This window comes from Hyphomicrobium sp., from assembly GCF_051860585.1.
Classification (GTDB): domain Bacteria; phylum Pseudomonadota; class Alphaproteobacteria; order Rhizobiales; family Hyphomicrobiaceae; genus Hyphomicrobium_C.
In genome coordinates, this window is the sequence record NZ_JBHYDS010000005.1 from 237,389 (window position 1) to 262,943 (window position 25,555).

General features: G+C 65.7%; 20 protein-coding genes and 1 tRNA gene. 9 read left to right on the forward strand and 12 right to left on the reverse strand.

Annotated elements, in window-relative coordinates; translation table 11 throughout:
• Positions 1 to 301 precede the first annotated feature (301 nt).
• Together ACTIFK_RS10340 and hemP are read right to left on the reverse strand one after the other, a co-directional pair.
• Positions 302 to 1,609: an O-acetylhomoserine aminocarboxypropyltransferase/cysteine synthase family protein gene (locus ACTIFK_RS10340; protein ID WP_439542984.1), complete on the reverse strand. Its 1,308-nt coding sequence runs from the start codon at positions 1,607 to 1,609 to the stop codon at positions 302 to 304.
• Between the two features lie 247 nt (positions 1,610 to 1,856).
• Positions 1,857 to 2,042 (reverse strand): hemin uptake protein HemP, encoded by a 186-nt coding sequence (hemP, locus tag ACTIFK_RS10345; protein WP_439542985.1) that lies wholly within the window; start codon positions 2,040 to 2,042, stop codon positions 1,857 to 1,859.
• Between the two features lie 338 nt (positions 2,043 to 2,380).
• Between hemP and ACTIFK_RS10350 the strand changes: the two genes are divergently transcribed.
• Complete coding sequence (locus ACTIFK_RS10350; RefSeq protein ID WP_439542986.1) at positions 2,381 to 2,866, forward strand: hypothetical protein; 486 nt, start codon at positions 2,381 to 2,383, stop codon at positions 2,864 to 2,866.
• A gap of 802 nt (positions 2,867 to 3,668) precedes the next feature.
• Positions 3,669 to 5,699: an OmpA family protein gene (locus tag ACTIFK_RS10355; protein ID WP_439542987.1), complete on the forward strand. Its 2,031-nt coding sequence runs from the start codon at positions 3,669 to 3,671 to the stop codon at positions 5,697 to 5,699.
• A 431-nt stretch (positions 5,700 to 6,130) separates the two neighbouring features.
• Here ACTIFK_RS10355 and ACTIFK_RS10360 read toward each other — a convergent pair.
• Positions 6,131 to 6,215: transfer RNA gene (locus ACTIFK_RS10360), tRNA-Tyr, on the reverse strand.
• Positions 6,216 to 6,426: 211 nt separating this feature from the next.
• On the opposite strand from ACTIFK_RS10360, the gene rlmB reads away from it, so the two are divergent.
• A complete protein-coding gene (gene rlmB / locus ACTIFK_RS10365; RefSeq protein ID WP_439542988.1) occupies positions 6,427 to 7,350 on the forward strand; it encodes a 23S rRNA (guanosine(2251)-2'-O)-methyltransferase RlmB in 924 nt (307 codons plus the stop codon).
• A 76-nt stretch (positions 7,351 to 7,426) separates the two neighbouring features.
• On the opposite strand, the gene ACTIFK_RS10370 is transcribed toward rlmB, so the two are convergent.
• The 3 genes from ACTIFK_RS10370 to ACTIFK_RS10380 all read right to left on the reverse strand — a co-directional run bounded on the left by ACTIFK_RS10370 (position 7,427) and on the right by ACTIFK_RS10380 (position 9,793).
• A complete protein-coding gene (locus tag ACTIFK_RS10370) occupies positions 7,427 to 7,741 on the reverse strand; it encodes a hypothetical protein (RefSeq protein WP_439542989.1) in 315 nt (104 codons plus the stop codon).
• Positions 7,742 to 7,919: 178 nt separating this feature from the next.
• Positions 7,920 to 8,312, reverse strand: coding sequence for a hypothetical protein (locus ACTIFK_RS10375; RefSeq protein WP_439542990.1), 393 nt, complete (start codon positions 8,310 to 8,312; stop codon positions 7,920 to 7,922).
• A 101-nt stretch (positions 8,313 to 8,413) separates the two neighbouring features.
• Positions 8,414 to 9,793 (reverse strand): exopolysaccharide biosynthesis polyprenyl glycosylphosphotransferase, encoded by a 1,380-nt coding sequence (locus tag ACTIFK_RS10380; RefSeq protein WP_439542991.1) that lies wholly within the window; start codon positions 9,791 to 9,793, stop codon positions 8,414 to 8,416.
• A gap of 371 nt (positions 9,794 to 10,164) precedes the next feature.
• Between ACTIFK_RS10380 and ACTIFK_RS10385 the strand changes: the two genes are divergently transcribed.
• Together ACTIFK_RS10385 and ACTIFK_RS10390 are read left to right on the forward strand one after the other, a co-directional pair.
• The gene (locus ACTIFK_RS10385) at positions 10,165 to 12,330 is read left to right on the forward strand and encodes a GumC family protein (protein WP_439542992.1); all 2,166 of its coding nucleotides are present in this window, start codon (positions 10,165 to 10,167) and stop codon (positions 12,328 to 12,330) included.
• Positions 12,327 to 13,655: a VpsF family polysaccharide biosynthesis protein gene (locus ACTIFK_RS10390; RefSeq protein WP_439542993.1), complete on the forward strand. Its 1,329-nt coding sequence runs from the start codon at positions 12,327 to 12,329 to the stop codon at positions 13,653 to 13,655. The genes ACTIFK_RS10385 and ACTIFK_RS10390 overlap by 4 nt, the downstream gene beginning before the upstream one ends.
• Here ACTIFK_RS10390 and ACTIFK_RS10395 read toward each other — a convergent pair.
• From ACTIFK_RS10395 to ACTIFK_RS10405, 3 genes are read right to left on the reverse strand one after another with little or no spacing between them, the layout of a single operon-like run.
• On the reverse strand, positions 13,634 to 14,764 hold the full coding sequence (locus ACTIFK_RS10395; protein ID WP_439542994.1) for a glycosyltransferase family 4 protein: 1,131 nt from the start codon (positions 14,762 to 14,764) through the stop codon (positions 13,634 to 13,636). The two genes, ACTIFK_RS10390 and ACTIFK_RS10395, sit on opposite strands and share 22 nt — an antisense overlap.
• A gap of 11 nt (positions 14,765 to 14,775) precedes the next feature.
• Positions 14,776 to 16,029, reverse strand: coding sequence for a glycosyltransferase family 4 protein (locus ACTIFK_RS10400; RefSeq protein ID WP_439542995.1), 1,254 nt, complete (start codon positions 16,027 to 16,029; stop codon positions 14,776 to 14,778).
• Between the two features lie 5 nt (positions 16,030 to 16,034).
• Positions 16,035 to 17,300, reverse strand: a complete 1,266-nt coding sequence (locus ACTIFK_RS10405; protein ID WP_439542996.1) for a nucleotide sugar dehydrogenase — start codon at positions 17,298 to 17,300, stop codon at positions 16,035 to 16,037.
• Positions 17,301 to 17,506: 206 nt separating this feature from the next.
• On the opposite strand from ACTIFK_RS10405, the gene ACTIFK_RS10410 reads away from it, so the two are divergent.
• The 3 genes from ACTIFK_RS10410 to ACTIFK_RS10420 all read left to right on the forward strand — a co-directional run bounded on the left by ACTIFK_RS10410 (position 17,507) and on the right by ACTIFK_RS10420 (position 21,640).
• Positions 17,507 to 18,631: a glycosyltransferase family 4 protein gene (locus ACTIFK_RS10410; protein WP_439542997.1), complete on the forward strand. Its 1,125-nt coding sequence runs from the start codon at positions 17,507 to 17,509 to the stop codon at positions 18,629 to 18,631.
• Complete coding sequence (locus tag ACTIFK_RS10415) at positions 18,631 to 20,592, forward strand: alginate lyase family protein (RefSeq protein WP_439542998.1); 1,962 nt, start codon at positions 18,631 to 18,633, stop codon at positions 20,590 to 20,592. Before ACTIFK_RS10410 ends, ACTIFK_RS10415 begins: the two co-directional genes overlap by 1 nt.
• A gap of 157 nt (positions 20,593 to 20,749) precedes the next feature.
• Positions 20,750 to 21,640, forward strand: a complete 891-nt coding sequence (locus tag ACTIFK_RS10420; protein WP_439542999.1) for a TIGR01459 family HAD-type hydrolase — start codon at positions 20,750 to 20,752, stop codon at positions 21,638 to 21,640.
• A 51-nt stretch (positions 21,641 to 21,691) separates the two neighbouring features.
• Here ACTIFK_RS10420 and ribA read toward each other — a convergent pair whose 3' ends face one another.
• A complete protein-coding gene (ribA, locus tag ACTIFK_RS10425; RefSeq protein ID WP_439543000.1) occupies positions 21,692 to 22,327 on the reverse strand; it encodes a GTP cyclohydrolase II in 636 nt (211 codons plus the stop codon).
• Positions 22,328 to 22,496: 169 nt separating this feature from the next.
• On the opposite strand from ribA, the gene ACTIFK_RS10430 reads away from it, so the two are divergent.
• Complete coding sequence (locus ACTIFK_RS10430) at positions 22,497 to 24,689, forward strand: glycoside hydrolase family 3 N-terminal domain-containing protein (RefSeq protein WP_439543001.1); 2,193 nt, start codon at positions 22,497 to 22,499, stop codon at positions 24,687 to 24,689.
• On the opposite strand, the gene ACTIFK_RS10435 is transcribed toward ACTIFK_RS10430, so the two are convergent.
• Both ACTIFK_RS10435 and ACTIFK_RS10440 read right to left on the reverse strand, forming a co-directional pair.
• Positions 24,686 to 25,114 (reverse strand): CoA-binding protein, encoded by a 429-nt coding sequence (locus tag ACTIFK_RS10435; RefSeq protein WP_439543002.1) that lies wholly within the window; start codon positions 25,112 to 25,114, stop codon positions 24,686 to 24,688. The two genes, ACTIFK_RS10430 and ACTIFK_RS10435, sit on opposite strands and share 4 nt — an antisense overlap.
• Complete coding sequence (locus ACTIFK_RS10440) at positions 25,111 to 25,545, reverse strand: VOC family protein (RefSeq protein WP_439543003.1); 435 nt, start codon at positions 25,543 to 25,545, stop codon at positions 25,111 to 25,113. Before ACTIFK_RS10440 ends, ACTIFK_RS10435 begins: the two co-directional genes overlap by 4 nt.
• Positions 25,546 to 25,555 lie beyond the last annotated feature (10 nt).

The window sequence follows — 25,555 nt, forward strand, 5'->3', positions numbered from 1 at the left end:
AAGTACCGAGGTATCCTTCCCGATGTACGCCGCCCTGGTTGCGGATGCGCAATTGACGCCACGTGATTGTCTATAGAATGGCTAACAGTTCGCGCTTTGGAAGTGCAACACTATATCACAGCGCCGCTTAATGCTCGCCTCGCAGGGGGATCGACGGCGCGCTGAGCTGGAAAACATCCGATTTGCCGCAAGGACGTGGATCTGGCGGGCCCATGCATCCCGCCTCCGAGCCTCTGGCGAAGCTCGGGGCTTTGTTTGTCCATGTCTCGCGTATGCCCCGATATCCGTCCCGGGCGCGCACTCATGCGGTCGCGGTGGCGAGCGCCTGATCGAGGTCGCCCAGGATGTCGTCGATATGCTCGATGCCGACTGCGAGCCGCACGTAGCCGTCGGTCACGCCGGTGGCCATCAACTCCTCGCCAGTAAGCTGGGAGTGGGTCGTGGACGCGGGGTGGATCGCAAGGCTGCGCGTGTCGCCGATGTTGGCGACGTGATAGAAAAGCTTGAGCGCATCGATGAAGCGGCGGCCCGCCTGCCGACCCGCTGACAGTTCGAAGCCGACCAATCCGCCCTCGCCACCGGAGAGATAGCGTGTTGCCCGTTCGCGCTGCACGCCGGTCTGCTGCGACGGGTGAATGACGCGCGTCACCGCCGGATGCTTCGCGAGCCAGGCGGCCACCGCCGCCGCATTTTCCGAATGGCGGGCGATGCGCAGCGCGAGCGTTTCGACGCCCTGCAACAGGAGAAACGCATTGAACGGCGAGAGCGCCGCGCCCAGGTCGCGCAACAGCGTCACGCGCGCCTTCAAGATGTAGGCGATGGGGCCGAGCGGTTTGACGGCCTCCGTCCAGACCGCGCCGTGATAGCTCGGATCCGGCGTGTTGAGCGCAGGCTGGCGCTCGGCATGAGCCGCCCAGTCGAACGTGCCGCCATCCACGATCACGCCGCCGATCGACGTGCCATGTCCGCCGAGGTACTTCGTCGACGAGTAGACGACGATAGCCGCGCCATGATCGAGCGGCCGGCACAGGATCGGCGCCGCCGTGTTGTCGACAATCAGCGGGATGCCGAGCGGACGGCCGATCGCGGCCACTTCTGCAATCGGGAATACGGCGAGCTTCGGGTTCGGCAGGGTCTCGGCGTAGTAGGCGCGCGTGCGGGAGTCGGTTGCGCGGCGGAAATTCTCCGGGTCGGAGGGATCGACAAAACGGATCTCGAGCCCCTGATCCTTCAGCGTGTTGGCGAACAAGTTCCAAGTCCCGCCGTAGAGATCGGTCGAACTCACGACATTGTCGCCGGCGTGGGCAAGGTTCTGGACGGCGAAGGCCGATGCCGCCTGTCCCGATGCGACGGCGAGCGCAGCCACGCCACCTTCGAGCGCGGCGATGCGTTTTTCCAGCACGTCCGTCGTCGGGTTCATGATGCGCGTGTAGATGTTGCCGAGTTCCTTCAAGCCGAACAGGTTCTCGGCGTGCTCCGTGTCGCGGAACTGATAGGACGTCGTCTGGTAGATCGGGACGGCCACGGCGCCGGTGGTGGGGTCCGCGCGCCAGCCCGCATGCAGCGACAGGGTTTCGACGCGCGGCGCCGTTGTCTTGCTCGTGCTCATAGTGAGGTCCTCCCGAACCGCCAATTTGTGACAGCCGACAGGTCTACCTCACCATGGCGACGGCGTCAGGAGGGGCGTGCGAGAAGCGGAGCACATTCCAATTTATCGGACCCGCTTTTGTGGACCCGCTTTCATGGACCCCTTGGGCGCTTACGGCTGGCGCTCGGTGGCTTCGACATCGCCTGCGACTGCGCCGATCAACCGGCGGACCTGCCTGAGAAACGCGATCATGCCCTCACCTCATCTGTCATTTGGTCAGGATCAATCGCCCGTTGGCCGTGATGCGAAGGTGATAGTCGGCGCCGTCGTGTTCGAGGACCGCCTCGCGGCCACCCCTCATCAGATCGGACACCTTGTGGCGGACGATCGTGACCGCACGCGACGGCTGGACGACGCGTTGTCCTGAGTTGTGATTATCGTCGTCTCCGGACATCGCTCTTCCGTATCGTGCTGATGGCGTAACGTGCTGCGGGCGCGGCGTTGTGGCGCCGATCTATTGTTGACTATTTATATCCAGATTACTATGGTCCGCAAGTCCGCATCGTGATTTGCCTGTTTCGCCGCAGGCGCGTTCGGTGACTAACCCCACCGCTTACGCTGGAATTCAACGATGCGCTCTGGGGACCCAGTTACGCCTCCCGCACTGCCTGGGCCTCCACACTGGCGGCAGCGCATCTTCCGATCGTTCTTCCGAGATCGGCTGGTCGCTGCCGCCGCCCTTTTTCTCTCATGCGTTCTTCACGAGCGCGCGTGCGGAGGCTGGAGCTCACCATGTGCACCGACGCAAATGCGCTCTCGCACAATTTCGACGTGAACGACCTTGGCGAGATGGAGCGGGAATGGCTTCATCTCGTTCGTCTCACTTGCATGAGCTACGAACACAACCGCGCCGAAGGCTGCGACCGCGCGATCAGTCACGCCGAGATGCGTTACGGCGCGGACAATGGCCCGTTGATCGCTTCGCGCATTACCGGGATCATCCGCGCCATGCGCGCCGAACGGATGGGCAGCTTCGGATACCTGTCTCCGCAATGTCCGTCCTGCCGTCTCAAGGTGACCGAAGACGAGTGGCTGCTGCTTCTGCTGATGCAGGCGGGAGTCCGGGGGGATCGCGGCGACATCGCGGATGCGGCGGCGGAATTCTCCGGACGGAGCGAAGCGCCGGTTCTGGCTGCCGCCGCGGCGCGGTTCGGGTCCGCGTTGGCGCCGACCGACAACCGCCGGCCGTTGACATCGCCAAGCCTCGCGCTGCACTGAGCCTCGATGCCTCAGGGCACGCGGCGGCCTTTCACATCTCGACTTTCGGAAGCGTGCCTGGCGGGAGACATGGTCGTCCAGTCGCTTTGCACCTGAACGTGCCGGGGCCCTCCTTCTCGCATTCGAGCGCGCGCTCGCCGGCGCTCTCCCAGTTTTCGTAGCCCGGTCCGAGAGCACCCGCTCGCGAGGACCACCGTGTCTGTGCCGTCTTCAACGCTTCTTCCTGCGTGGCCCCCGATGACTGGCCGCTTTCCACGATGTTCCCACAGTACCGGCCAGGGATTGCTGCGGCCTCTCCGCTCGCGAAAGCCGCCAGCGCCACGGCGCATCCGGTCGCAAAGCGTGCTCGCTGGAGTGCGTTGCGTGCTCGCTCGAGCGTGCGGCGGGCGGGTCGGCTCGGCCTGATCATCGGCTGGTGCTCGTCATCATCGGTTGAGTGCTGGCGCGGGCGGATCGTGTTGTCCGGGCATCGCTTTCGTCGCATTCGGATTTAAAGCGGATGCTGGCCCGGAAGATCAACCGGCCGCGCCGCCGTCAGGGCTTCCTCAGGACAAGTCATTTTTGCCAACGCTCCGTCGAAATTTCCAGCAAATTCAACTGGTGTCCGACCCGCCTGCGCCATGATTTGCGCGGTTTCGATCGGTAGAGTGATTTTGATGGATAGAGTGTTGCGTTCGGCAGTTTCCGCCGGCAGAGGCTTCTCGCTCGATCGCAGCCCCGCCCTGGGGTGACTCCGGGCCTTTGACACCGGCCCTTCGACTCTGGCCCTTTTTTACTCCGGCCCTTTGAACATGGACCCAGTATGACCCTTCGCGCTGTCCCCCTCCTCCTCGCTCTTCCGCTCGCTTTCTTCAACTCGGGGCGCGCCGTCTCCGAAGTGCCCGGACACGATTCCGCTCCGGGGTTTTCCCGCGCGGACACTATTCGCAGCGACAAGACCCCGATGGATGGGCGTATCGAGCTTGCGCAGAAGCAGCCCTGGGCAGAAGGCAACCCCCCGCCTGGCAACAACAACGGCGGCAACCCCGCAGACGCAAACGCGGCGCGCCAGAAAGCCATCAAACAAAAGCAGATCCAGGCCGAGCAGGCCAAGCAGAAGGCCCTGCAACAGCAGCAGAACGCGATCAAAGCACGCGACGAGGCGTTGAAGAACCGTCAGAACGCCGTCAAGCAACAGCAGCTCCAAGGCGAGCAGGCGAAGCAAAAGGCGCTCCAGCAGCAGCAAAACGCGATCAAGGCGCGCGACGAGGCGCTGAAGAACCGGCAGATCCAGGGCGAGCAGGCGAAGCAGAAAGCCCTTCAGCAACAGCAGAACGCGATCAAAGCGCGCGATGAGGCGATCAAGAACCGCCAGAACGCCATCAAGGACAAACAACTTCAGAACGAGCAGGCCCGGCAGAACGCTCTCAAGCAGAAGCAGCTCCAGGGCGAGCAGGCCAAGCAGAAGGCCCTGCAGCAACAGCAGGACGCCATCCGCGCGCGCGACGAGGCGCTGAAGAACCGCCAGAAAGCCATCGACGACAAGGTCCAGGCGCGCGACAAGGCGCTGCAGCAGCGCAAGGATGCCGTCGACAATGCCACCCGCGCGCGCCAGGACGCGCTCAAGGCGCGGGACGACGCGGTCCGCAAGAAGCAGCTCGACGCGGAGGCCGCTCGTCAGAACGCGCTGAAACAGACGCAAGGCGCAGGGCCCAAGGGCAATTGGAGCGGAGCGGCGAATGGGAAGGCGATTTTTGGCACACCGCCGAAAGCGTTCGACCGGGGCGCCGCCGACAAAGAGTTCCAGCGCGCGCGCGATCAGGCCCGTGACTTCAACAAGGGTGGCGGCAATAAGGGTGGCGATAAGAATCTAGGCGGTTTTCGTGAAGTCGAGAACTGGCGTCCCGATGCGACGAAGAAGTTCGACGACGTGCGTAACGGCCGCAAGGAGCGCACGCTGTTCGACGGCCGCCGCCGCGACATCATCGAGCCCGACAATCGCGTCATCATCCGGCAGAACGACCGCTCCTTCATTCGCCACGACGAGAGCAACCGCTTCAAGCGGACGGGCCGCGAGGTTCGGCGCGAGCGGCGGAAGGACGGCCTGACGATGATCGTGACGATGGGCCTCGCTGGCGCACTCATCTATTCGCTGCAGGATGACGACGGACAACTTTACCGCCGCAGCCGCAGGGATCGGGACGGCCGTGAGCTCGTGCTGATCGACAACCGCCACTATTACGGCCGCCATCGCCACTCACGGTTCGACGAGGATCGCGACTACCGCGATGCCTACGTCGAGCTTCCACCGCCGCGCATCCGCATTCCGCGTGACGAGTACATCGTCGACTACGACCGCGCCTCTTCCGAAGAAGTCTACGACACCCTGATGGCGCCCCCGGTGGAACGCTTGGACCGCGGCTACTCGCTCGACGAAGTACGTCACAGCTACTCCGTTCTGGAGCGCATGCGGCGCGTCGATCTCGATGCCGTCAATTTCGGCTTCGGATCGTGGGAGGTGGGCGAGGATCAGTATCCGAAGCTCGAGAGCATGGCGAAGGCGATGCTGCGTATTCTCAACCGCTCGCCGGATGAGGTCTTCCTGATCGAGGGCCATACCGACGCCGTGGGCTCCGACATTGACAACCTGTCGCTTTCTGACCGGCGCGCAGAGACGGTGGCGGTCATCCTCTCGGACGTGTTCGATGTGCCGCCCGAGAACCTCACGACCCAGGGTTACGGCGAGCAATATCTCAAGGTGCCGACGGAGGAGCCGTCGCGCATCAACCGCCGCGTCTCGGTCCGCCGCATCACGCCGCTGCTTTCGAAGGAAGGCTGGAACGACCGCGACTGATCACCGGCATCGCGTCGCCCGGACGGCCGAGCGCCGGCCGGGTGACGCGTCCGCTCAAGCGGTTTGCGGACGTTCAAGCGGTTGCGGAACGGGCGACCCGCGCATCGGAGATCGCCCAGAGCGTCAAGCTGGGAAATCGCGCGCGAGGTTCGAAGGCGTGCAGATCCCCACGGCCACTTCCCAAAAATGAAACAGCGCGTGGCCCGACAACCAAATCGTGGCCCCGCCCCAAAGTACGGCGTGCATTTGCGGATTGGCGCCGCCTCGATCCGAAGCTGCGTGTCTCAAATATCAAGGATCGGATTCCGATCCACGGCGCGGCGCATCTCGCCATGTTCGCCGAGGGCCTGCGCAAAGCCGGCCTGCAGGAGTGACCTTCGAGGCCACGATCGCGCTACCTAGGACGTGCTGCCGGCTGGATTTGGGATTGGTGGTGGAGAGGGCTGGATTCGAACCAGCGTAGGCGAAGCCAACGGATTTACAGTCCGTCCCCTTTAGCCACTCGGGCACCTCTCCGTGCCAATCCGGTAGACCGGTCTCCTCCGTGGCGGCGCGCCAACGGCTTTCCATCCGGCCTATCAAACAAAATCGCCCTGCGCGCGCCGAGCGGCAGGGCAACGCCGTCCTTATGGTAATCCGGCCCCCCAATGTCAATTGGAAAAGCGGGCGAAAACCCGTATGGGTCTGACGTTGGGCGGCATCGCCGCCATCCGGAGCACACCTCACCATGAAAGACAGCCGGGCGGGCAAGTCAGACCGCAAACCTTGGCAGAAGGGCCCAGGCGCAAAGCGCCCCGGCGGACACTCTGGTGGCCAGTCCGGCGGACGCGGTGGTGATCGCCCTAGCGGTCCCGGAGGACCAGGACGGTCCGGCCACGGACGCCAACCGCCCGTTGCGCGCCGCGACATCGACGACGGCCTCGTGCGTATTTTCGGCAGCCATGCGGTGGAAGCCGCCCTCAACAATAAACACCGCCGCGTCGTTCGCCTGCTCGCGACCGAGAACGCGGAAATCCGCCTGGCCGAGGTGATCGCCGCCCGCCGCGTGCTGATCGACCGCGCGACACCGGGCGATCTCGACCATCTGCTCGGCCCGGACACCGTGCATCAGGGCTTGCTGCTCGAAGCGCAACCGCTCGAGGAGCCGCTGCTGGCCGAGCTGATCGCGCGCGCCAAGACGCATGGGCCGCTCGTGCTGCTCGACCACGTCACGGACCCGCACAATTTCGGCGCCGTGCTGCGCTCGGCGGCCGCGTTCGGGACGGCCGGTCTCATCATGACGCGACGCCACAGTCCGCCGCTGAATGGCGTGCTCGCGAAAGCGGCGTCCGGCGCGCTCGACCTCGTCCCGGTGCTGCCGGTGCAAAATCTCGCGAAGACGATGGAGGATCTCAAGGCTCAGGGCTTCCAGCTCATCGGCCTCGAGGGCGCGTCCGACGTGCGGCTGGAAGACCAGTCGTTCGAGGGGCCGTGTGCCATCGTGCTCGGCGCCGAAGGCAAGGGCCTGCGGGAACTCACCGCGCAAACGTGCGATCGGCTGGTCTCAATCACAACCGGCGGATCGCTGCACAGTCTCAACGTGTCGAATGCCGCAGCGGTGACGCTGCACTGGGCGGCGATCTCGCGGAAGCGCGCAGGCGCCACGACCTGACACCAACATACGACGCGCACGAAAACGGGCGGCGCCGAAACGGCACCGCCCTCGAACCTCAAACGCGTCTAACCGATCAATCGCAGTAGGTCGGGCGCCAGCAGGTCCAACGGCCGCCACGGCAGACCATTTCGCCATACCTGTTTTCGAAGCAGCGGCGGTCGCGCCAGCCGCATTCCTCAGGGCCGGGATAGCATTCGCCGCTCGCGCGGTAATACTCACGGTCGCGGGCATGGCCGTAAGCGCCGAGAATGCCAAGACCGATAATCCCTGCGGCAACACCGGCTGCAACACGGCCTCCGCGGCCTGCTTCCGCAGGCTGGATCGACGACGCGCTCACGCCGGCGATCAAGGTCAAGGCCATCAGTGCGTGCATAAGCTTCTTCATCATGGGTCAGGTCCCAATCTCAAGAGTGATCCGCGCAGACAACGCAACGCGGAACGGAAAAGTTCATGACATCAGAAAAAACCATGCCGCATGAATGGGGCATGAACGCGGATTTCGCGTAGCCGAAAAACGCCAAAGGCCGCTCGAAAGAGCGGCCTTTGCGTGTCCGGATCAGATCGCTCTACCAATGGCGATGGTGGCGGTGGCGGTGATAGCTGCGGTACGATGCGCGATGGTTGTAATAGCGCTTCGGGTAGCCCCAAGCCTGATAGTAAGGCGGCAACCCCGAGTACGGACGGCAGCAGGCGCGGCGATAGCGCAGCTCCTCGGTCGGACGCCAGTAGCCCGAGTTGTAGTACGGATAGTAGCCGCGCGGCGACGCCCGATACGCGTAGGGGTCGGTATAGAAGTCGCGGTGATAGACGTTGCGATAGCGCGGATAGTAGCCGTAGTGGTGCACGACCTGCACCTCGCCGTAACCGCGCGGCGCGCGGCGATGGCCGGCTTCAGCCGCGAGCGGCGTCAGCACGAGGCCGACGGCAGCCGCAAGCAAAGCGAAAACCCGTAAACGCATGACAAACTCCTCGGGCGACACAAGAAACTCTAGACCGGGACGATAGCGCAAATCGCATAACATTGCTTTAACCGGTGGCCTGGCGGGGCCGGGAACGCCTGCTAGCGCGCGTTACGATAGGCTTTTGGTGAAAAAAGCGTGAGGACGATGATGTGCAGGTCGAACATCATCGACCAGTTCTCGATGTAATACCTGTCGTATTCGACGCGCTTCCTGATCACCTGCATCGTCGATGCCCGGCCCCTGCAGCCGTTCACCTGAGCCCAGCCGGTAATGCCGGGGACGACCTTGGCGCGCGAGCTGTAGGTCTCGATCCATTGCGAGAACAGATCGTCCTCCTCGAGCGCATGGGGGCGCGGGCCGACCATCGTCATGTCGCCCTTGATGACGTTGAAGAGCTGGGGAAGCTCGTCGATGTTCAATCGGCGCAGGTGACGCCCGATCCATGTCAGCCGGCTCTGATCCTGATCGGCTGGAGCGAGATCCGCTCCGCTTTCGACCACGGTCATCGTGCGGAACTTCCAGATCCGGAATTCGCCCATGTTGAAGCCGCGGCGGCGCTGCAGGAACAACGCCGGGCCGGGACTCGTGAGCTTGATGATCAGCGCCACGACGGCCAGCAGCGGAAAGAGCGCAACGACGGCCAGCGAGGCGAGCGCGATGTCGAAGACGCGCTTGCAGATTCGCTGCAGCGGAGCCAACGGCGGCAGCGAAACGGTCAGCGCGGACAGCTCGGAAAACTGCGCGACGCGTACGCCCGCAAACCGATCGAGCGGCATCAGCGTTTGAATGTGGACCGAGGCCGGGATTCCGGACAGGCGCATCATGACGTCGCTGTCGGCCAACGCGGTGCTGGATACGATGATGTCGTCGATGGCAAGCGTCCGCGCCCGATACGTCACGTCATCGATGGCTTTCAACATCGCCGCGCGATTGTCGCTCAGTGCGTGCGTCGGCAACACCTCGGCGGCGACGACATGGAAGCCCTGCCGGCTGCTGGCCGCACGCTCGGTCATCGTCTCAAGTTCCGCGGGGGGGCCGAGCACCATAATGCGGCGTCCCCGGATACGGCCGGTTTCGACGAGGTGTGCGCGGACCGCGGACGCGCCCATCGACAAACCGGTGAGAAGACCCAGACCCGCGGCATAGAATAAGGCCAGGTAGCCGTACGACAGCAGGTCGCGATCGGTCGGCACCGTCGAGACGAGCGCCAGGATCAGGTTCGCAAACGTCCAGATTTCGAACTTGCGGCTCGGAGCACCGCCTTGCGCCACGCCCGGCCAGCGCGCCGACGTTTCCATCACAAGATGGGGCACGGCATAGAGAAGGCCGGTCAGCAGGCCCGCCAAAACGTAGGGGCGAAGGCTCTCGATCCGATCCGAGACGAAGAATTCCAATAGAGCGCCAATCGCCACGGCAAAGCCGAGCACCGCGACGATGCTAAGCGCGAAGACGCCAATCGCGAATGTCGTGCTCGACATGCCACGCGGCAGCGGCTCGATCTCAGCGCTGCGGCTGACCGGTTTTCTTGAAATTTCCATTTTGATACGCGGACGTAGACCCTCTCAGCCGCGAGGCGGCCGATTGCTTCAGCAACCGGGCATAGATGGAGCAAATCTGGCTTCATCTCAATAGCTTGGTAAAGCGTTCGTTAATATCTGCATCGCCTACGGATCGTCAGACATCTGCCCACATCGGCGGATGCTGGAAGCGTGTCCGCCGCACGCATCCGCCTCGCCGGCCGCGCGGTAACCAACTGCTTAACGACATGTTTCATTTGACGCCGATTGGGCACAATTGTGCGTGCATCCTCCGGGGCGGGACATCCGGCAGTTTCAGTCGAGCGCAAGTGATGATGATGAGTTCGAACTACGCCATGGCCGCGCAAGAGGCGCACGCCGGGCCGACGGATTTTTCCGGGCTGCTGGCGGTGCTGCGCCGGCGTTCCGGCGAAATCGCGGCCTCCACGCTGATCGCTCTCGGGCTCGCCGTCGCGTATTTGGTCGTTACTCCGCCGACCTACACATCGAGCTCGGTCCTCTATATCAATCCGCTGCCCAATCGCGTTGTCAACGAAGAGCGGCTGGCGCCGAACAGCAGCGGCGCCGATCTTGCGATCGTCGACAGCCAGGTTTCGATCATCGGCTCGGATGCGATGATGCAGCGCGTCGTCGAGACGCTGAGCCTGGACACGGATAGCGAATTCACGGGCACCGGCCCGCTGACCAAACTCCGCACTCTCTTTTCGGCGTCCTCGGACGCGGTCCCGGCCAAGGCACTGGCCGCGGCCAAGCTCGCCAAGAAGGTCAAGATCATTCGCGCGCCGCGCACCTACATCGTCGAAGTGGAAGTCAGCTCCGGATCGGCGGCGAAGGCGGCGCAGATCGCCGACACCCTCGTGAGCCTTTATCTCGCCAACCAGACCTCGGCACGCGCCGACGACGAGCGGCGGGCGAACGAACTCATCAACAGCCGTCTCGGCGAACTGCGCGAGCAAGTGCGGAAAGCCGAGGATCGAGTCGACGAATTCAAGCAGCGCAACCGGATCACGGTTTCCGAAGGCGGCATGTTCGACGAGCAGCAACTCGGCAAGCTCAACGGTGAGCTCGCGACCGCGCGCGCGACGGCGGCCGAGGCGAAGAGCCGGCTCGAGTCGATCCGCGCCGCACGCTCCACGAAGGCGGCGCTCGACAGCATGCCGGAGGCGGTGCGTTCGCCGACGATCCAGCGGCTGCGCGAACAGCATGCGCAGGTTTCGCGCCGCGTCGCGTCGCTCGAGTCGCAGCTCAAGGGCCGCCATCCCGTGATGATCGAGGCCCGCTCCCAGCTTGGGGAAATCCAGGCGGAAATCGACGCCGAACTGCGCCGTCTCTCCGGCGCGCTGACGGCCGAACACGACGTGGCATCGCGGCGCGAGCGCGAGCTGCAAACGATCATCGAGACGAGCAAGACCGAAGTCTCGCGGTCATCGACCGCGCAAATCAAGCTGCGCGAACTGCAGCAGGACGTGGCGACGAGCCGCGATGTGCTCGGCACCTTCCTGCAACGCGCCAAGGAAACGCGCGAGCAGGAGCAGATCTCCATTCCCTACGCGCGTGTCGTTTCTCCGGCGACCGCTCCGGCCGTGCCGAGCTGGCCGATCAACATCCTCGTGCTTGGGCTCGGCGCATTCGCGGGCCTCGGGTTCGGCATCGTGCGGGCGCTGGCCGGCGAGCAACTGGCTCCCACCGTTCGATCGACCTCGCGGGCACCGGCACTGAGCGAGCACGCCCTGTTCCCGGTGCCGTCGCTGGTGTCCGGGCCGCCGTCACTCCTCAAGCTCGGCCGACGCGGCGCGACACTCCGTGCGGAGAATGGGGAGGGCGAACTCGGACGCGCGCTCGTCGCAGTCTCCGAGCCCGACGGCCCGGCGGACGGCGCCTACCGGCAGAGTATCCTGCAACTGCTCGCGGCATTCGAGCAGGATCGCCATCAGGATTATCCGACGGCCGTCATGATGGTCGGGGCCTCGCACGGCACGGGCACGTCGTCCGTGGCGCTGGCGATCGCACAAGCTGGCGCGCTGCGCGGCGAGCGCGTTCTGCTCGTCGATGCGTGCTCGTCCGCGGCGGCGCTGTCCGCGGCGCTGGCTCCGGATATCTCCTCCGATTGGGCGACGCTGCTCGCAAAGCCTGAAGCCTTGACCTCGCACACCGTCCGGGATGCGAAATCGAGCCTGGCGTTCCTGCCGCTCGCGCCGGCCGACCTGCGTCTGCTCAAGCGCGCCGAGCGGCGGCGGCTCGCGGCCAACCTCGCGGCAGCCGCGCTCGACTACGATCTCGTCATCATCGATGCGGGCCCGCTCGCCCAGGACGAGTCCGGCTCCGCCCTCCTGCCGCTCGCCGACCGCATTGCCATCGTGACGCGCAGCGGCGTCACCTCGCAATCGGCCCTCGACGATACCTTGCGGGTGCTTGCGCCCATGCTGGACAAAGTCGCCGGCATCGTTCTCAACGACGCGGACGCGAGGCGCACGTGACGGCCGCGTCCCTTGCCTACCGGCCGAACGTTCGCGCGCCTCACGTCGCACGGGCGAGCGCGGAAAGCCGGCTGCTGACCGCGGCGCTCGCCGTCTACGCCGTGCTGATCCTGTCGATCTCGCCGTTCGCACTGGCTGCGCTCGGTTTCGACTACGGCGACGCGGGCGGCAACGTGCTGACCAAGTTTCACCCGGCGACGTTCTTCATCTGCTTCCTTGCACTCGCGGCGGCCTGCGGCACCGGCGACCCGCTGAGCGCCGCCGTTCGCGCGTTTCACGAAACGCCGGCTGCTCTTTTCATGATCGGCGCCGTGCTCATCGCCTGCGCGCAGGCGATCGTGGTCACCAAGATTCCCTTCACGCCGCTGCTCGAGACCTTTCTCCCCGCGCCGCTGGTGTTGCTGCTTCTGCGGGTCATCCCGGAACGGAGGGGGCGCACGCTGGCGCTGCTGCTGCATGCCCTGCTGATCGGCAATGCCGTGCTTGGGATCGGCGAGTTCCTGACCGGATGGCGGCTGACCCCGTTCGTCATCGATGGCGAAGACCTGAACTACGAATGGCGGGCCACGGCGCTGCTCGGCCATCCCCTCGCCAATGCCATGCTGACGGGCACCTACATCGTGATCCTGGCCGTCGGCGGCGGCCGCGATCTTCGGCCGCTTGTGCGGGCGGCGGCGTTCGCGATCTGCCTGGCCTCGATGGCCGCGTTCGGCGGGCGCGGCGCGACGGTGCTCGCTCTCCTGATGCTCGCGCTGATCGCCGGGCGCCGGTTGCTGGCCGTTCTCAACGGCGGGCATCTCGACACGCGGGCCATGATGGCGGCCATCGTCGCCGTGCCGGTCGCCGGCATCGGCCTGCTGCTGCTGGCGCATTCCAATTTCTTCGAGCGCATCCTCGACCGCTTCGCCGACGACACGGGCAGCGCGCAGACCCGCTGGGACATGCTCGAACTTGTCGGCCGCATTCCCTTCAGCGATTTCGTGTTCGCGCCCGACCATCGGCAGGTTCTGACATGGCAGGGCATTCTCGGTCTCGAGCGCGGTATCGAGAGCTTCTGGCTCAGCATGGCGCTGTCGTACGGGCTCATCGTCGCCGGTCTCGTGTTTGCCGCTCTTTTCGCGCACGGCTGGACGATCGTGCGGCGCTGCCGCCCGGGCGCCGTGTGGCCGCTGCTCTACTTCCTCGCCGTGGCGACGACCTCGCTCAGCCTCGGCGGCAAATCGAGTGTTCTCACCATCGCGACATTCCTGGTGCTGGTCTTGCTGCGGCCCTTCGCTCCGGCGCGCGCGCTTCCCGCGGCCGCCTATCTCGCGAGACGCCGGTAGAGATCCAAATACGCGTCGCGCATGACGGCGATGTCGTGGGTATCCGCGACGGCGCGGGCATCCCGCACCATGCGCGAGGCGAGCGCGGGATCGGACAGCAGCAAGGCGATTTTATCGGCGAGGTCGTCTGCATTTCCTGGCTCGGCCAGGTAGCCGGTCCGTCCGGTCTCGATCAGCTCCGCCGGGCCATCGAGCCGCGACGCGACCACGGGCACGCCCGACGCCATCGCCTCCAGGATGACGAGGCCGAAGCCCTCCGCGCGCGAGGGTACGGCGCAGATATCGGCGGCGCGGATTTCGGGCGCCGCATCCGCGACGCCTTCTACGAATGTCACGTCGCCCTCTAACCCATGGCGCGTGACGAGCTCGCGCAAGTAGGCTGGAGTTTCTGGCTGATCGCTCGATGGAGAGCCGATCAGGCGCAGGCGCGTTGCCATCCCGCGCTGCTTCAGCCGCGCCACCGCCTCGATCAACACGTCCTGGCCTTTGATGGCGTGGACGAGCCGGGCAACCGTGACGATCACCGGCACGCGATCCGGCTCACGCTCCAGGCGGCACGCCTCGGATTCGGGGGAGATGCGGAAGCGCGATAGATCGACGCCATTGCGCACCACGACGACATTGCGCAATCCACTCGCTTCGCATTCGGCCGCGACGGCGCGCGAAATCGCTACAGTGCAATCGACGAGCCGGTTGTGGACCGCGCGGTGAACGGCGCCGTAGGCTTCGACGATGTGCATTGCGTGGACGGTGAACACGAGGCGGGTTTTCGGCCGCAGCAGGCGCACCAGCATCGCCCAGAATTTGCTGCCTCGATTGTGGGCGTGAACGACGACCGGGCCGGAGCCGATATCCTCCATCAGCCGGAACAGATAACGCGGGTCGCGCGAGCCACGCGGCCGATCCCAGGCGAGCACGCGCACGCCCGTCTTGCATAAATCGGCGAGCATGACCGGGTCGGACCCGTTCATGACGATGACCGTGACGGCGTCGTGCTCTTGGGGGCGCAATGAGGCCATGAAATCGACGAGCAGCCGCTCGGCCCCGCCGACGCCCAGCGACGAGATGACGTGAACAAGCCTCGGCGCCGATGCGCTTGCCGACGTCATGGCGGTCTTCGTCAGCCTCTCGTCTTCACGCGCTGGTAGGCCGCGATCAGGCGCGGCACTTCATACGCCCACGCCATTTCCGTCTCGATGCGGTGGCGGCCGAACGCGCCCATGTGCGCACACGCCGCCGGGTCGGCCAGAAGCTCCAGCACTTTGTCGGCAAAGTCCACCGGATCGTTCGCGCGCGCATAGAGCGACGCCTCGCCGGCGCTGACGCGCCCTTCCGTGACATCGAACTGAACGATGGGCTTCCCGAGCGCCATGTATTCGAGGATCTTGTTCATCGTCGACTTATCGTTCATCGGATTGACGCGATCCGGATTGACGCAAACGTCCGCTGTGGAAAGCAACTCGAACAGCGCATCATCGGGAACGCGGCCCATGAACGTGACGTGGCTCGCGAGCCCGAGGCGGATGGCCTCCTGCTTCAACTTCTCGGCGCTCGGACCTGCGCCGGCGAGGCAAAACTGGATGTCTTCGCGGCCGAGGTCGTGGACGATGTGGCGCGCCGTCTCGAGCAGAAGATCGATGCCCTCCTGATCGCCCATGACGCCCACATAGCCGACCAGATAGCGGCGGCCGTTTTTGAGCGCCGGGTTCGGCGCCGCGTGCTTCACGCGCGACAGGTCCGGGCCGCTGCGCACGACGAACACGTCATCCGGGTTCTTGCCGCCGCGCTCGATGGCGATGCGGCGGTAGCTTTCATTGGTGGAGATGACGACGTTGGCGGTCTTGAAGGTGAGCCATTCGCAGAACCGCATCAGCCTCCAGAACACATCCCGGCGGCCGAACTTGGCCTCGTAGAGCTCCGGGTTGATGTCATGGTGATCGAAGACGTAGCGCTTGCCCATCAGCTTGAACGGCAGCGCGACGAGAAAAATGAGATCCGGCGGATTGCAGCCGTGAAGCGTATCGAAGCCGTGGCGGCGCCACACTTTGAAGGCCAGGCGGAGTTCGTGAAAGAGCGCGGCGCCGTATTCGAGCGCATAGCCCGCCGCGGAATTGGCCTCGACCGGCAGCGGATGGCGATAGACATGAATGCCTTCAAGGCACTCGTACGTTTCGGTGTGCGCCTTGCCGACCGGGCAGATGACGGAAACCAGCGCGCCCGCCGCGGTGAGCGCGCGCGCTTCCTGCCAGACACGGCGGTCGAAGGGAACCGGCAGGTTCTCAACGACGATCAGGATCTTGCGGCCCGCCAGCGGCGCAGCCGGACTAGCTTTCGCAGTGGCGTCTTCAATCCGAAGTGCGGTTTGATCGTTCATGGCCCCTACAGCGTGTTGAGATCGACGACGGGTGCGGGCTTGAAGGTGACGTGCTTGGCGCGGCCATTGGTGTCGAGGACGCGGTCGTAGGCGGTCGCGGCGACCTCCTCTTCCGAGACCAGAAGCTTCGCCATGTTGGGCAGGTGCGCGAACGCATAGCCGAGGTTCTGGCCGACGAGCTGGCTCGGCTTGACGGCAGGATCGAAGATCGAGACGCGGTAATTGTTCTGCAGCAAGCGGCGCGCGAGATCGAGCTGCGGAGCCTCGCGGAGATCATCGGTGCCGGGCTTGAAGGCCAAGCCGACCATCAGAACGTGGGCGCCCTTTTCGAGGTCGCGCGTGGCGTGCTCGTAGAGGAAGCGCTTATGCGCGTCGTTCGACTTGATGAGGGATTCGATCAGGTAGGCGCTCGATCCGGTATCGTCGGACAGATACTGGAGGGCGCGGACATCCTTCGGCAGGCACGATCCGCCGAAGGCGCCGCCGGGTCGCGTGTAATAGGGCGAGATGTTGAGCTTGCGGTCGGACACGAAGATCTCGTGCACCTTCGACGCATCGATGCCGAGCGACACGCAGAAGCGGCCGATCTCGTTGGCGAACGCCACCTTGACGGCGTGGAACGTGTTGTCGACGAACTTCGTGAACTCCGCTTCCTTGTAGCCGGTGATGAAGGTGGGAGCGTCGATCGTCTTGTAAAGCTCGGTCATGCGGGCGGAGGCTTTGCCGTCGGCGGTGCCGACGACGATCTTCGGCGGCGCCATGTAGTCGGCAACGGCGGAGGACTCGCGCAGGAATTCCGGGTTGTAGACAAGCTCGACCAACTCGTTCCGCCGGTCGCCCAGCGCGGCGTCGAAGATCGGCTGGATCAATCCGTCGATCGAGCCCGGCCGCATCGTGGAGCGGAAGGCCACCGTCAGCGGCACCGAGCGCGCGGCTTCGCCCAACGCGGCGGCGATCTGCTGCGAGACGTTGATGATGTACGTCATGTTGTGGGAGCCGTCGGGCGCGCTCGGCGTGCCGACGCAGACCATCGCGATGTCGGCGTCGGCAATGGCCTCGCCCGCAGTCGCGACCACCGACAAACGGCCGTCGCGCACGCCTGCCGCCAGCAACTCGTCGACGCCCGTCTCCACGATGGGGGACCGGCCGGCCGCGATCATGCGGCTCTTCTGCTCGCTGATTTCCACCCCGACAACGGTGTGACCTTCGCCCAACAGGCAGGCCGCGCCGGTAATGCCGACGTACCCCAGTCCAAAAATCGCGATCTTCACTCGTACTGCCTTCAATGCGCCGCTGGGCTCGTTAAACAACGCCGCCACCATGCCCGCGCATGCGGAATAAATCGCGCTAAGCTTCTGAAACGAGTTAACAACTTCATAGGGGTACGGACGGCATGTTGGGCCTGTCCGCAACCTTGCATTTGCGCGCGAAATTGCTGCCCATTCGAGGGGCGGTTGGTCTGATCTGGCGGGGCGGCATGACCGGCGAGCGACAACCTGACGCGTGGGAGAAGCCGCCCACGGTGCTCGTGGCGACCCCCCTCGGGCGGGGCGGACGCGGCGGCATCGACCGCCTCATGGATGGTTTACGGGACGCTCTCGGCCCAGACGGCACCGGCGACGGCCGCCTTGGACGCTGGACGGTGCGTTTCGGGACCACCCGCGGACAAGGCAGCATCTGGGCCTCGCCCGTTTATCTTGCCGCGTTTCTGGTGGAGCTCGCAGGATGCAAGGCTCTCGGGCGCGTGGACCTCTTGCATATCAATCTTTCGAGCGACGGCAGCGCGCGCCGCAAGGCGATCGTCGGCAAGGCCGCCCGGGGTCTTGGCGTGCCTTACGTCATCCACCTGCACGGATCGCGATTTCGTACATTTTTCGATGGGGCCACCCCGCAGGTTCAGGCGAGCGCGCGCAAGCTGATCGGCGGCGCGGCGCGAGTCATCGTGCTGGGACGCGTCTGGCGCGACTTCATCGCCGCGCGCGTGCCCGAGGCGCGCGACCGCATCGTCATTCTGCCGAATGCGTCCGACGCCATGCCGGATGTGGCGGGGGCAGGCGGCCCGGGGCCGCTCCGCATCCTTTTTCTCGGACGCGTCGGGGCGCGCAAAGGCGTGCCGGAGCTGGTCGAAGCCTTGCACGCGATCTCGGATCTCGCGGACTGGCGGGCCGTGATCGCGGGCGACGGAGATGTCGCGGAGACGCGGCAGCGGATCGAGGCTCTTGGCTTGTCCTCTCGGGTCGACGTGCCGGGCTGGGCCGGTCCGGACGAGGCTCGCGCGCTGCTCCGTTCGTCCCACATTCTCGTGCTGCCGTCGTTCGATGAAAACCTGCCGATGTCGGTCATCGAGGGCATGTCGGCGGGGCTCGCCGTGATCGCGACACCGGTGGGCGCGGTGGAGGATATCGTGCGCGACGGCGAAACCGGCCTGCTGGTGCCGCCGGGCGACGCGCCTGCGCTGGCCGCGGCGTTGCGGCGCGTGGTGACGGACGCCCCGCTCCGCATCCGGCTCGGCAAGACCGCGCGGGACTTCCATCGGACGAACCTCGACATGGCCGACTACGTCGGCCGGCTCGCAGCAATCTGGTCGGAGGCTGTGCGCTGATGTCCCTCGCTTGGTATGTCCGCCGCCTGAAGAGCATGAGCCCCGGTGAAGTGCTCCATCGCGTGCAGGAGCTGGCGCTCAAGTTCAGCGCGCGCACCTTGACCGAGGGGTGGGAGCGGTATGCGTCCGAAGGGATCGCGCCGGTCATTCCAGGACTGCGGCAGGCGCTGATGTCCGCACCGCCCGAGGTGCGCGCCGCCATCGGCGACGCCGCGCGCCGGCATGTCGACGGCCGCTTCAGCGCGCTCGGACGCGATTGGCCACGCCGTCTGCCCGGCGTTCCGATCTCGCCGGATCTCTGGCGTCTCGATCCGGTGACAGGGCGGCTGTGGCCGGGCGCGGAGGCCTTCACGTTCGATATCCAATACCGCCACGAACGGCGCTTCGGCGACATCAAGTACGTGTGGGAGTTCAACCGGCTTCAGTTCCTGCAGCCGCTGGCGGCCGATGTGGCGCTGACCGGCAATCCCCGCGCGCTGGCGCTGATAGAGGACGTCATCGCGAGCTGGTACGAGGCGAACCCGCCGTTCCGCGGCGTTGGGTGGAATTCCGGCATCGAATGCGCGCTGCGCACGATCAGCCTCCTCGTGGCGGCCAGCCTTGCGGGAGACCGCTTCTCGGCCGACACCGTCCGGCGGGTGCGCGCGCTGCTCGCCGCGCATGCGTTCTGGATCGCGCGCTTTCCATCGCGCTTTTCATCGGCCAACAACCATCTGGTCGCCGAGGCCGCGGGGACGTTTCTGCTGGCGCTGGCGATGCCGGACCTTCGGGATGCCGACGCGCAGGAAGCCGCCGCGCGCGACGTGCTCGTGCGCGAAGCGGGCCTGCAAATCCACGCCGACGGCACACCCGCCGAACAATCGCCAACCTACGGCGCGTTCACCGCGGAATTCCTCCTCCTCTCCGCGTTCGCCGCCAAAGCTGCGCGCTCACCCCTGCCCAAGACCGTGTCCCGCCGCCTGGCTCTCTTCGCGCACTACATCGCCTGGCTCGCTGACGCGCGCGGCCGTGTGCCCGCCATGGGCGACGACGACGAGGGGCGTGTGCTGTCGCTCGGCGCGCACGAGCCCTGCTATGCCGTGTCGGTCGCGCGCGCCGTGGCCGGATTCGCGGGACAGCCGAATAGCCTGCCGCCTGTCAGTCCGCAGCTTCGCGACGCCATTTTTTCGCTCCCCGCTCCCGCTCCCGAGATGGCGGGGCTGGCGACGTTCGCCGAGGGCGGCCTTACGGTTGTGCGTGAAACGCGCGGCGGACGGGCGGTGACCTTGGCGCTCGATCATGGGCCGCTCGGCTACCTCTCGATCGCCGCACACGGCCATGCGGACGCGCTCTCGCTTGTGGCTGCCATCGACGGGCGGCCGGTGCTGGCCGATCCGGGAACGTACCTCTATCACTCGGGCGGCGCGTGGCGGGACTGGTTCCGCGGCACGGCGGCCCACACGACGCTTTCAATCGGCGGAGCCAACCAGAGCGAGATCGCAGGCGCGTTCAACTGGCGCACCAAGGCGAACGCGCGCCTCGACGACGCGCGCGAGGGAAGCAACTGGCAGCTTCGCGCCTCGCACGACGGCTATGAGCGCAGCTTCGGCGTGCGCCACGAACGGACGGTGTCGGCGACGAACGACGGCTTTGCGATCCGGGACCGGCTGCTCGGAACGGACACGCCCCTGCCCGTCGAGATCGCCTTCCAGCTCGCTGCGGACTGCGAAGCCACGCTGGACGAGCGGACGGTCACGGTGCGGGTCGCGGATGGCGCCCCCATTCTCCTGCACTTCGAGACGCCCGGTGAAATCGGGCTTGCCCGCGGCGGCGCCCTCGACAGCACGTCCGAAAGCCCGGCGATCCAAGGCGGCGGCGGATGGGTTTCGCCTGCCTTTGGTATCAAACACCCGGCGTGGCGGATCGTGTGGCGCGGGCGGATCGCCAGCACGGGAGCCGTCGTGCGCGTTCAGTTGGCCTAGCGCACTCCGCACCGGGCAAGGACTGGGAACCGAGCAGGGACTGGGCGACTATGGCGCAGGCGAGCGGCTGGATCGGAGCACCGCAGTTGCTTTACGGTCCGCCTGCGATGTGACGCGTCCCGCCGCTTCCTTTCCCATGACCTCCTTGGATTTCTCAATGACGTCCCCTTCCCCTGCCCAATCCGCGCCGCCGCCGATCCTCGCCCAGGCGGGCGACCTGCTCGTGCGCTACGACGTGCTCTACTGCGATGTCTGGGGCGTCGTTCACGACGGCGTCCGGGCGTATCCCAAAGCGACCGACGCGCTGATCCGGTTTCGCGATGGCGGCGGCACGGTGATCCTGCTCACCAATGCGCCCGTGCCGGTGCACCGGGTCGTCGCGATGCTCGAAGCGCGCCATGTTTCTCCCGACGCCTACGACGGGATCGTCTCGTCGGGCGAGATCGCGCTCGCGCACATGTCCGACGCCGGCTACCGGCGCGTCTACTTCATTGGCCCGCGCGCGCGCGACGCCGCATTCTTCGAACGCTCAGCCGCGGAGGAAGCGGACCTGGAACACGCGGATGCCATCGTGTGCACCGGCCTGAATGACGACATCAACGAAACGGTCGAGACCTATCGCGAGGTGCTGTCGCGCGCGAAGGCGCTCGGGCTGCCGTTCGTATGCGCCAATCCGGATCTCGTGGTCGATGTGGGCGGACGCCTGTTCCTGTGCGCGGGCGCCATTGCGGACGCCTACGCGCACATCGGCGGGCAGGTGTTCTGGGCTGGAAAGCCGCACGCGGCTGCGTATGCGGCGGCCAAAGCGATGGCCGAGAAAATCCGTGGGACGACAGTATGCGACGACCGGATCCTGGTCATCGGCGACGCGGTGCGTACGGATCTTACAGGCGCAACGGCCGCCGGGCTCGACGCCCTGTTCATTGCCGGCGGGATCCATCGAGGCGAGGCCATGACCGGAGCGGAAATCGACGAGGCCAAGCTGACCACGCTCTTTCCGGCCGGCGGGCCGTCGGCGCTCGGGGCCATGGCCGGGCTCGCCTGGTGACGCGACCGCTAGGTGGCGTTTCCTGACAACGAGCCCTGCGGCAACGCGGGGCTAGAGCTTGTGCGCCATGCGCCGGCGCTTGGTGTCGAGATAATGTTCGTTGTGGGCGCCGGGGCGAACGACCAGTGGAATGCGGTCCACGATCTCGATGCCGGCCTGCTCGAGCGCGTCGACCTTGGTCATGTTGTTCGTCATCAGGCGGATCTTGTCGAACCCGAGGCTCAGCAGGATCTCCGCCGCGAGTTCGTAGTTACGCGCGTCGATCGGCGCGCCGATCTCGATGTTGGCATCGACCGTGTCGAGGCCCTGATCCTGGAGCGCATAGGCACGGATCTTGTTGAACAAGCCAATGCCGCGGCCCTCATGATAGGGCAGATAGACCAGCACGCCGTTCGGCGTCACGCTGATGCGGTGCAGGGCCACCTCAAGCTGATCGCGGCAATCGCACCGCAGGGAATGAAAAATGTCACCCGTCACGCAGCCGGAATGGACGCGGACGAGCGGGATCTCGTTCGCCTCGGCACCGGTGCCGCGATTGATGAGGGCCATCGCCTGGGAATGTTCGTCCTTGCCTTCGTAGGCACGTGCCTCAAACACGACCTCAACGCCATCGAGTTCGATCGGCAGCATCGTGTGCGCCGAACGATCGGTGTCGAGTTTCTTCGGCTGGACGCCGCTGAGCGGCATCTTGCCCTCCATCGTCTCAGATCTTCGCCTTGGCCGCCGGGTGGAATGGAACCTTGCCGGGACGACATGTTGTAGCACATGGCCCAGTCCACAAGATGCGAATTGGACGCGGGGCTCGGGGTCCGTATAGCATGGCTTCTTCGCAAACGCACAAGGGCGGCGCGCATCGATGAAACATGGCCTTTTGCTGTTGACCCTGCTGGCCTCGCTCTGTTCCACACCCGCTCGCTCGACCCCCACGGCCACACCCTCGGCAGACCGCGCCATCGAAGCCAAGATCACGGCGCTGATGGCCCGCATGACGCTCACCGAGAAGGTGGGCCAGCTGAATTTTCCGTCCTATGCCTTCCCGCGCGAGCCTCAGCTTGAAGCGGTTAAGCAAGGCCGCATCGGCGGCCTGCTCAACGTCGTCAATCCGGCGCACGTCAAGGATTTCGAGGCCGTCGTCCAAGCCTCCCGCCTCAAGATCCCGCTGCTGTTCGCGATCGACGCCATCTATGCCTTCCACATCTCGTTTCCGACGCCGATCGCCTGGGCCGCCACGTGGCGGCCGGAGCTGGCCGAGCGCGCCGCCGAGGCCATTGCGCTCGAAACGGCCCAGACGGGGGTCAATCTCACGTTTGCGCCGATGATCGACATTTCCCGCGATCCCCGCTGGGGGCGCGTGATCGAGGGGGCCGGCGAAGACCCGCTGCTTGGGGCTGCCTTTGCGGCGGCCCGCGTGCGGGGCTACCGAAAGGGCGGCCTCGCGACGTCGGCCAAGCACTTCGTGGGCTATGGCGCGCCGGAAGGCGGGCGCGACTACAATGGCGCGCAGATCTCGGCGCCCGAGCTGTTCGACCGCTACATCCCGCCGTTCCAGGCTGCGATCGAGGCCGGGTCGGAAACGGTGATGGCGTCGTTCAACACCGTCAACGGCGTGCCCGTGACCGCCAACCGGCGGCTGATCACCGATGTGCTCAAGACACGGCTCGGGTTCGACGGGCTCGTGATGTCGGACTTCGCCGCCATCATGGAGCTCAAAAACCATGGCGTCGCGGCCGACCTCGCGGACGCCGCCCGCCGCGCGCTGCATGCGGGCATCGATTTCGACATGGAAAGCAAGGCCTACGACCGCCACCTGGAAGCCGCGGTCGAAGCCGGCAAGGTGCCAATCAGCGAGGTCGACGCCGCGGTGCGCCGCATCCTGCGCGTGAAATACCGCATGGGATTGTTCGAGGATTCGCCCGGCGGCGTCCGCAAGATCCCCGCCAAGATGGACGAGGAAACGGTGCGCAAGCGCGCGCGAGAGGTGGCGCGGGAGAGCTTCGTGCTGCTCAAGAACAGCGGCGCCACGCTGCCGATCACCGAGGCGTCAGGCACGGTCGCGCTGATCGGATCGGCCGCGCTCTCCACGAACGACCATTCCTGGTACGGCCCGGCCGACCTCGAGAAGCCTCGCACCGAAACGCTGCTCAACGCGCTGCTGACCCGCATCGGCGACAGGCAGAGGCTGCTCTACTCGGAAGCGTTCGCGGATCCGTGCGGGCAGTCCTTCAAGGACAAGGAGCATGCCCTGAGCATCGCTCGCGGCGCCGATCTCATCGTGCTCATCGTGTCGGAGGATTGCACGGTGTCGGGGGAAGGCGCCTCGCGGGCGGATCTTACACTTTCCGGCGTCCAGCAGGAGATGCTGGATGCGCTCTCCAAGATCGGCAAACCCATCGCGCTCGTCGTGGAAACGGGACGCCCCCTCGCGCTTTCGGCCGCCAACGAGCTGGTCGCGTCGATGCTGATCGCGTGGAACCCCGGCACCGAGGGCCGGACGGCGCTGGCAGAAGTTCTGCTCGGCGAGGTGGCGCCATCGGGCAAGCTGCCGATGACGTTCCCGCGGTCGGTGGGGCAAATCCCGATCTCGTACAGCGATCTGCCGACCAGCCGGCCGGCGACGGGAGACCGCTACACGACCGGCTATGTGGACGAGAAGCCGACGCCGCTCTATCCGTTCGGACACGGGCTCAGCTACACGACGTTCGAGTACAGCGGGCTCAAAATCAGCGCGCCGGCGGTTCGCGCGAACGGAAAGATCGAGGTCCGGGTTGAAGTGAAAAACGCGGGCCTGCGGGCCGGCCAGGAAGTGGTCCAGCTCTATACGCGCCAGACCGTGGCCTCGCGCTCGCGGCCGATGCGCGAGCTCAAGGGCTTCGAGAAGATCGCGCTCCAGCCCGGCGAGCAACGTACGGTGCGCTTCATGCTCCCGGCGTCGGCGCTCGGATATCACGACGAGGACGGCAACAAGATCGTCGAGGCGGGGCCGATCCGCGTGTTCGTGGGGGGAAGCTCGGCGGCGGACTTGGAAACCGGATTCGACATCACCGACTAGAGCAGCAGTCGCGCGTACTCGATCTTGGGACACCGGTTCATGACCACGGCGAGCCCCGCAGCGCGCGCCTCTTCGGCGGCACCTGCGTGGATGACGCCGATCTGCATCCAGATCGTCTTGATGGACAGGCGGTCCTTTTCGGCGATGGCGGCGCGCACGACTTCCGGGACTGCGTCGGGGCGGCGGAAAATATCGACGACATCGATCGGGCCTGCGAGGGCTGCGAGATCGGGGTAGATGCGTTCTCCCAGAATTTCGCCATTCTCAAGGGTCGGGTTGACCGGGATGATGCGGAAGCCCTTGGCCTGCATGTAGGCCATGACGCCGAAGCTCGGGCGGTTCGGATTGTTCGACGCGCCGATCATCGCAAACGTGCGCTGCGTCCTCAGGATTTCCGCGATGTCGTCGTCGGTCGGAGTGATCATGCCGCGTCGAACGGCAGCGTTACGCGGCCGTGCTCGTCGATTGGAAAGCCCGGGTTGTAGGCCACTTCCCAAAGGTGGCCGTCGGGATCTGCGAAGTAGCCGGAATGACCGCCCCAGAAGGCGCGCTGCGCGGGCTTCACGATCTTGCCGCCGGCGGCTTCCGCCTCAGCCAGCGTGGCCGCGACCTCAGTTTCGGTGCGCACGTTGTGCGCGAGCGCGACGCCGGAAAAGCCGGGCGCGCTATCGGCCAAGCCTGCGTCGTCGGCCAGCGGGGCTCGCCCGTACAGCGCCAGCACGATGCCACCGCCATCGAAAAACGTGACGTTGGCATTCGAGGCGGATGAGGCGCGGAAGCCCAAGATTTCATAAAAGGCGCGCGCGCGGGCGATGTCCGAAACACCCAGCGTCACGAAGGATACGCGTGGCTCCATCTCACTCCCT